The 6,775-nt window shown below is 67.0% G+C and carries 7 protein-coding genes; all 7 read left to right on the top strand.

The features are described 5' to 3' along the window. Positions 1 to 96: 96 nt before the first annotated feature. The 7 genes from AAHM44_RS13940 to AAHM44_RS13910 are packed head-to-tail and all read left to right on the top strand — an operon-like array spanning position 97 to position 6,716. Positions 97 to 363: a type IV conjugative transfer system protein TraL gene (locus tag AAHM44_RS13940; RefSeq protein WP_342250371.1), complete on the top strand. Its 267-nt coding sequence runs from the start codon at positions 97 to 99 to the stop codon at positions 361 to 363. A gap of 41 nt (positions 364 to 404) precedes the next feature. Beyond that, complete coding sequence (locus AAHM44_RS13935; RefSeq protein WP_446745990.1) at positions 405 to 1,004, top strand: TraE/TraK family type IV conjugative transfer system protein; 600 nt, start codon at positions 405 to 407, stop codon at positions 1,002 to 1,004. Next, positions 988 to 1,755: a type-F conjugative transfer system secretin TraK gene (locus AAHM44_RS13930; RefSeq protein WP_342250369.1), complete on the top strand. Its 768-nt coding sequence runs from the start codon at positions 988 to 990 to the stop codon at positions 1,753 to 1,755. Before AAHM44_RS13935 ends, AAHM44_RS13930 begins: the two co-directional genes overlap by 17 nt. Continuing rightward, the gene (locus AAHM44_RS13925) at positions 1,752 to 3,023 is read left to right on the top strand and encodes a TraB/VirB10 family protein (protein WP_342250368.1); all 1,272 of its coding nucleotides are present in this window, start codon (positions 1,752 to 1,754) and stop codon (positions 3,021 to 3,023) included. Before AAHM44_RS13930 ends, AAHM44_RS13925 begins: the two co-directional genes overlap by 4 nt. Positions 3,024 to 3,058: 35 nt before the next feature. Further along, on the top strand, positions 3,059 to 3,658 hold the full coding sequence (locus AAHM44_RS13920; protein ID WP_342250367.1) for a TraV family lipoprotein: 600 nt from the start codon (positions 3,059 to 3,061) through the stop codon (positions 3,656 to 3,658). Beyond that, positions 3,655 to 6,168 carry a TraC family protein gene (locus AAHM44_RS13915; protein WP_342250366.1) on the top strand — a complete coding sequence of 838 codons (2,514 nt, stop codon included), beginning with the start codon at positions 3,655 to 3,657 and terminating at the stop codon, positions 6,166 to 6,168. Before AAHM44_RS13920 ends, AAHM44_RS13915 begins: the two co-directional genes overlap by 4 nt. Continuing rightward, positions 6,165 to 6,716: a hypothetical protein gene (locus tag AAHM44_RS13910; protein WP_342250365.1), complete on the top strand. Its 552-nt coding sequence runs from the start codon at positions 6,165 to 6,167 to the stop codon at positions 6,714 to 6,716. Before AAHM44_RS13915 ends, AAHM44_RS13910 begins: the two co-directional genes overlap by 4 nt. The last annotated feature ends 59 nt before the right edge of the window (positions 6,717 to 6,775 follow it).

Below are 6,775 nucleotides of genomic sequence, written 5' to 3'. Positions count from 1 at the left end.
GGGGGCCCCGGGGGCCCCCCCCCGCGCACGAGCCGGAAGGCGATGGTCGCCTTCTGGAAATCACGCCGCTGCGTGATGAAGCAAGGGAGAAGGGCGTTGGACGAACGTCTTCCGCAATTTCTGCACAGGCCGGTCCAGATCCTCTGGTTCGACAGCCAGGAATTCATCGTCGTGATGTCGATCATCTTCGTCGCCGTGATCGTCGGCGGGCTGGTCGGGTGGTGCCTGGTCGGCACCCTTCTCCTCTTCATTCCCTGGAAGCGCACCAAGCCGCGCGGCTTCATCCCGCACGCGGCCTGGCGCTGGGGTCTGCTGCGGTTCCGCCATTATCCGGGTCCGACCCAGACCCGCTTCTTCGAGTAGATCGGATGGCGCACCCGTTCCGGCGCAAGGCGCAGGCCGACATGATCGGCGACACTCGGCCCAGCTGGCACCTCCACCGGTACCTGCTCGGCTCGGCCAATCTGTTCGAGGAGAACAGGCTGCTCAAGTTCGCGATCCTCGGCATGTTCGGGATGAGCGCGGTGCTTGGGACCCTGCTCTACACCTCTAACCTCAACCAGCGCACGGTGATCGTCCCGTTCGGCGCCAGCGGCGACCTCTATGTCACCGGCGACCGGCCCTCCGCTGCATATCTGCGGTCGATCACGCGCAACATCGTGAGCCTGGCGGGAACCTATTCGGCCTATTCGGCCGACCAGCAATTCCGCGAACTGCTGAGCCTCGCGCATCCGACCGCGTACAATGCGCTGCGCGACAGCTTCAATGCATTGCTCGATGAGCTGGCACAGAATCCGACCCTCGCGATCGCGAGCTATATCCGCACGGATCAGCCGGTCACCTACACCGCCAGCGAAATCAGGGTGCCGGTAGAGAAGGTTCGGGTCATCGGTGGCGTCATCCGCAAGTTCAGCGGTTCGCTGCGCATCCAATACGCGATCGACAATGGCCGTTTCTGGCTGACTTCCCTTCAGGAGGAGAATTTCAATGCCGATCCCCGGTAGCCGCTCAAGGCTTGCCTGGGTCGTCCTCGCCTTGTGCGCGGCCAGCCCGGCAATCGCCCAATCCGTATCGGCGCTCCCCGAGCAGACGAGCAGGATTCGCCTCTCGAACCGCGACGTGAACCACCTGGTTTGTGTGGGCGGGGAAATCGAGGATGTGAAGTTCTCGGCAGAGAAGGGCCTCGCCGTGGAGCGCGGCGGCTCCGACGCCTGGGTCAAGTTCCTGGTCAAGGAAACCGAGGATGGCGGCGCTAGGAGCCGAACCTATGTCACGACCCCCGCCGAATTCTTCGTCTCGTGCAACGGCGCGATCTATCCCCTCTATGCGGAGCCGGACGACATCCCGGCGCAGACCGTGGCCCTGGTGCCGGGCGCTGCGCAGAAGGCGCGTGCCAACGACGCACTGCTCGGCCCTCTGGTCGAGGAAGAACGCGCCGTCAGCGTCGCCCTGGCCATGCTGCAGGACCGGGTTCCGGGCTCGTTCAGCGAGGTGGCGCCTTCGCGTGCACCGGTCGTCCTTGCCGATCTGCCGGGCCTCGAGATCCGCGAGCGGCGCCGCCTGGCGATCGAAGGTTCTGGCCTCTCCGCCAGTGAGTATCTGCTTCGCTCCCCGACGCCGCGCGCGCTCGACGAGCGCATATTCCTGACGCCGCTGCTCGGCGCCGACATTTTCGCGGTCACGCTCGACACGCTCAACCTGACGCCCGGCACCGCCGCGCGGCTCATCATCGTCCGCCGGAGTGCGGCGCAATGAGCGGCGGCGAAGACAAGGACGCCGGGCCGGCCACCGGAGCGCCTGGGCACCAGGCGCGCGGCGCCCATCCCGAAGGGCCGGCCCTGCTGGACCTCAAGGCGCAATGGGAACGTCTCAGTTCGAGCCAACAGCTGCGCGCCAAGCAGCTCGGCATCGTGGCCCTTGTGGGTGGCGCCGGCATTGCGCTCTATACGGCGAGCTCGGGCACCAAACCGGCTGCGCCGCCTCCCGTGGCGAGCAAGCTCGACATGGGCGCCGGTCTTCGCGGCGACAGCCTCGAGCTCAAGCTGCGCGGCGATCTCAAGAAGATCATCGACGGCCAGGCGCTGCTTGGCGAACGCGTCACCGCAATCGAGGAGGGAAAGGTTACGCCGGGCGCCGGCGCCGGCGAGAAGACGGCCGCCGATACCGGACTGCCCCCGGCGCTGCCCGGCGACATCCCGGCCTTTCCACCAGCTCCGGCAGGGGCGACCACCGGTGCCGGCCTGCCGCCGCCGCCCGCTCCCGAAGCACCACCCGCCCCGCCCGCGCCACCGGTCGAGCGGCAGGTCGGCGCCATCGGCGCTGCCACGACTGCCGTCGCCGCGCCCGCCGGGAACGGCCCGGAGTCAAAAAAAAAGCTCCGCACGATCTATTTGCCGCCTGGTTTCATGAAGGCGCGGCTGCTGACCGGGATCGACGCACTCGCGAGCAAGGATGCGACGAGCAATCCCGAACCTATCATCGCGCGTGTCCAGGCCCCCGCCGTGCTGCCCAATGACGTCAAGGCCAACCTTGCCGGCTGCTTCGTCATCGGCAACGCGACCGGCAGCCTCGCCAAGGAGCGCGTCGAGGTCCAGCTCGTCTCCATCTCCTGCGTGGACTTTGACGAACATGCCGTCGTCGACCAGCCCATCAAGGGCTTCTTCGTCGACACCGACGGAAAGAAGGGCCTGTCGGGCAAGGTCGTCACGCGCTTCGGCGCCACGCTCGCTCGAACCTTCATCGCCGGCACCATCTCCGGGATCGCCCAGACCGTACAGGGCAGTATCGGCGATGTGTCGACCTCGGCACTGGGGTCGGTGCGCTCGCTCGATCCAGCGGACGCCGCCAAGGCTGGGATCGCGGGCGGCTTCGCCAAGTCCTCCGACAAGCTGACCGAATTCTATCTCGATCTCGCCCGCCAGGCCGGCCCGGTGGTGGAGGTCGGCGCCGCCAAGGATGTGGTGGTTGTCATCCAGGAGGGCGTCGCCCTCGAGATCAAGCCGAGCATCGGAGGGAAGTTCTGATGCGCCCAGCCGCCTTTGACCGAGGAGCCCGTTCGATGCGCCCGTCCCCAAGGAGCGCTGCCGCGCGCCTGTTGCTTGTCTCCGCCCTCCCTGCCCTGGCGCTCGGCCTGTCGGGCTGTGCGACGCTCGGCGCCGCCATGTCGCCCTATTCCGAGAAATTCAGCTGCAAGAACAGCGATCATGGCCAGTGCATTCATCCCGAACAGGCCTATGCCGATGCCGTCGCCGGAGCGGCTTCCCGCTCGGACCCCAGGGTAACACGCGACAAGGCTTTGCTGAACCAGGCCGATGCCACGTCCGGCACAAGGCGCGACGCCGGGCAGCCGGTCACCGGCTATCTCGGCTACCGGGACAGTGTTTATCGCGAGCTCAGGGGCCTGATCGAAGCGCCCGAGACGCCGATGCTCAAGCCTGCCCGCACGGTGCGCACGCTGATCCTGCCCTATGCGGATCGCCAGCGCCCGGACCGGCTCTACATGCCGCGCTACGTCTATTCGATCGTGGACAGGCCGGTCTGGGTGATCGGTAGCGAACTGGGAACGCCGCCTTCTCCGGCGGCCAGGGCACCGATCCTAGGGCAGGTGAAGGATGCCGGCGCGGGCGAACCCGCGAGCGAGCGGGAGCCGCGCAAATGAGCCGCCCAGCCTCCTCCCCGACGCTTGCCCGGCTCCGCAGCAGCGTGCGCCGCGACAGCTTCTCCGACTTCCTGCCGCTGATAGCCTGGGAGCCTGAGACCGAGGCCTTTCTCTGCCTCGACGATTGCTGGGGACATGCCTGGGAGATCGTGCCGAGCGCCTATATGTTCGCGCATGTCCAGGCCGCGATCCAGGGCCTGTTCAACATCCAGTTCCCGGACGGCAGCGTCCTCCAGATCCACTGCTTCGCCGACCCGCTGATAGACGACGCGCTCGACGTCTTTCTTGACCTGAAGACGCGCGACGATCCGCTGATCCAGGCCTCGGCCCGGCGCACGCGCGAATATCTGGGCGCGGGCCGGCACGGGCTGGCGGCGCTGCACGACATTCCCGTGCGCAATTTCCGCACGCTCCTGTCCGTCAAGACCCGGCGACCGCTCGGCGAGGATCTGCGCCGGCAGGTCGAAGAGCAGCTCGCCAAGCTCGGCATCCGCCGGCTTGCCCCGGAAGAGCTGGTGTCCTTCTACCGCCGGGTCTTCAATGGCGTATCCGGCCCCGCTCCAGGGGCCTTCGCCGATGGCAGCATCGCCGGCGCGCCGCCGATCGCCAAGCAGATCATCGATGCCGGTCCCGACCTATGCTTCGAGGGCGCGGAGGTGTTCCTGGGCAACCAGGTCGCGCGATGCCTGACCCCCAAGGCGCCGGCGCGGCGGATCACCGCCGAGCGTGCCAATCGCCTGCTCGGCGGGATGCGCGGCGCCGCCGAGGACAGCGACCAGATCGGCGGCCCCTTCCTCTACACTCTCAACATCCTGTTCGATCATTCGCAGTTCGAGATCCACAAGCGCGCGCAGATCCTGTCGGCGCAGAAGGCCGCGGGCTCGTTCGCAGTCGAGGTCGGCAAGCAGATCGAGGAGATCGGATGGATCCTCGACAAGGCCGGCAATTCCAAGTTCGTCCGCGTCATCCCGATCGTCTGGGTATTCGGCCGCGACCGGCACCATGCCCGCGAGTTGGCGGCACGTGCCAAGCGGCTGTGGGAAGGCGAGCCGCTTCCCTTCTCGATGCAGGAGGAGAGCTATCTCAATCCGACCCTGCTCGTGATGAGCCTGCCCTTCGGCCTGTATCCGGACCGCACGACGCTTCGCATGCTCGAACGCGACTTCCGCATGCCGGCGAGCGCCGCTGTGCTGATGGCACCGGTCCAGACCGACTTTCGCGGCGGCGGCAGGCCGGCGCTGCTCTACACCGGGCGCAAGGGCCAGCTGGTGACGCTCGACCTGTTCGACCCGCGGATCAACAACTACAACTTCATCGTCTCGGCCGAGAGCGGCGCCGGCAAGAGCTTCCTGCTCAACAATCTGTGCCAGCAATATTATGCCTGTTCGGCGCTGATCCGGATCATCGATATCGGCGGCAGCTACCGCAAGCTCTGCACGCTCTGCTCAGGCCGCTATATCGACATCGGCGAGGAGCGGCTGGTCCTCAACCCGTTCGACATGGGCCTGGCCCTGGACGGCGACGACAAGCAGTCGGCCATCACCATGGCGGTGGCGATCGTCGCCGAGATGGCCAATGCCGCGACCCGCAAGGGCGTCACCACCTCGGAATGGAACCTGCTCAAGTCGGCGGTGCAATGGGCGATCGACACGGGACGGTCGGACTATGGCATCGATGCGGTCCGCCACTGGCTGGGCACCTACCCGGCCCAGGCCGACAGCGATCTCGACCGCGTCGAGCATCTCGTGCCGACCGCGCGGGAGCTCGCCTTCAACCTGCGCGACTTCGGCTCGCGCGGCGCCTATGGCCATTATTTCAACGGCCCCTCGACGCTCGACATTCGCAATGACGAATTCGTCGTGCTCGAGCTTGAGCGGCTGAAATCCCTGCCTGACCTGTTCAACGTCATCGTGATGGTGGTGGTGAACGCAGTCACCCAGGAGCTCTACCTCTCCGCCCGCGACCGACCGCGCTTCGTGCTGTGCGACGAGGCGGCGCAGTTCATGACCCGGACCGATGGCCAGGACCTGTCCCGCCTCGCAGAGGCCTTTGGCCAGGGCTATCGCCGCGCCCGCAAATATCGCGGCTCCTTCGGGATCGTCCTCCAGTCGATGAATGACCTGCAGCTGTTCGGCGGCACCGGCCAAGTCATTCTGGAGAATGCCGCGACCCGCTTTCTCCTTCAGGGATCCACTTATGAGAAGGCGGTCGAGAACAAGATCCTCGATTATTCCGGCTTCGTGCTCGACCTGCTCAAGTCGGTCCGCAACTCCAAGCCCAATTACAGCGAGGTCTTCATCGACTCCCCGCTCGGGCTCGGTATCGCGCGGCTCGCGGTCGATCCCTTTTCCTACTGGATCAACACCTCGGCGCCGGACGAGGTGGCTGCCTTTGAGGGGCTCATCCGCCAGGGCCTCTCCCCGCTCGACGCGGTCTGCCGGCTTGCAGGCGTCGATCCCGCGACCATTCTCGGTGACGCCGCTGTCGCACGACCGGGAGCCCTGGCATGAGCCGGCCCGTCCCGCCCCATCCGAACCAGCTGCCGCTGTGCTTCGACAATGCGGACGAGCTCGATCGGCTGATCGAAACACGCGTCGCCGAGCGCTGCGCGGCCGAAGCTGGCCGGTGGCGCTTCCGGCTCCTGGTGATCGAGTCCGTGCTGTTCGCGACGCTCGTCGGCGTCTCCGGGCTGCTGCTCCGGCAACCGGGCGCCCTGGTCCTGCAGGCGACGCTGCTGGTCGGCCTGAGCTGCTTCGTGTCCGGCATACTGCTGCTCTGGCTCTCCTCGGCAGGCACCAGGCTGCTTGCCCGCCTGAAGCGATGGCCGGGAATGAACGGGCTGCTTTCGGCTGAGCCTTCAGCGTCCGCGCCGCGCCTCGCGGTGGGCGGCTATATCCTGCTGTTCGGAGCGACCTTCACGGCTTTGCTCGAACCGGAGCTGGCCGGCCAGCTGCGCGCCATGGTCTGGCTGGTGCTGCTGGTCTCGGGCATGGCCTTTGTCGGCGCGCTGTGCGGCCTGCCGAGCCCTCAAGATCTGGGAGGGCGCCGTGCCCGCTGACGGCGAGAAGCAGACCCTGCCCGTGGCGTCCTGCCGCCAGCACCTCCTCCGCGCCGGGT

It is taken from the genome of Sphingomonas sp. OTU376 (genome assembly GCF_038440415.1).
Lineage (GTDB): Bacteria > Pseudomonadota > Alphaproteobacteria > Sphingomonadales > Sphingomonadaceae > Sphingomonas > Sphingomonas kyeonggiensis_A.
Note: the sequence above shows the minus strand (reverse complement) of the source record. Positions and strands in the feature narration are given on the sequence as shown.

What these genes read in the sequence shown, in the direction of transcription:
- AAHM44_RS13935 (WP_446745990.1), top strand. Translation starts at nt 405, where the DNA reads ATGATCGGCGACACTCGGCCCAGCTGGCACCTCCACCGGTACCTGCTC.
- AAHM44_RS13925 (WP_342250368.1), top strand. Translation starts at nt 1,752, where the DNA reads ATGAGCGGCGGCGAAGACAAGGACGCCGGGCCGGCCACCGGAGCGCCT.
- AAHM44_RS13910 (WP_342250365.1), top strand. Translation starts at nt 6,165, where the DNA reads ATGAGCCGGCCCGTCCCGCCCCATCCGAACCAGCTGCCGCTGTGCTTC.
- AAHM44_RS13920 (WP_342250367.1), top strand. Translation starts at nt 3,059, where the DNA reads ATGCGCCCGTCCCCAAGGAGCGCTGCCGCGCGCCTGTTGCTTGTCTCC.
- AAHM44_RS13930 (WP_342250369.1), top strand. Translation starts at nt 988, where the DNA reads ATGCCGATCCCCGGTAGCCGCTCAAGGCTTGCCTGGGTCGTCCTCGCC.
- AAHM44_RS13915 (WP_342250366.1), top strand. Translation starts at nt 3,655, where the DNA reads ATGAGCCGCCCAGCCTCCTCCCCGACGCTTGCCCGGCTCCGCAGCAGC.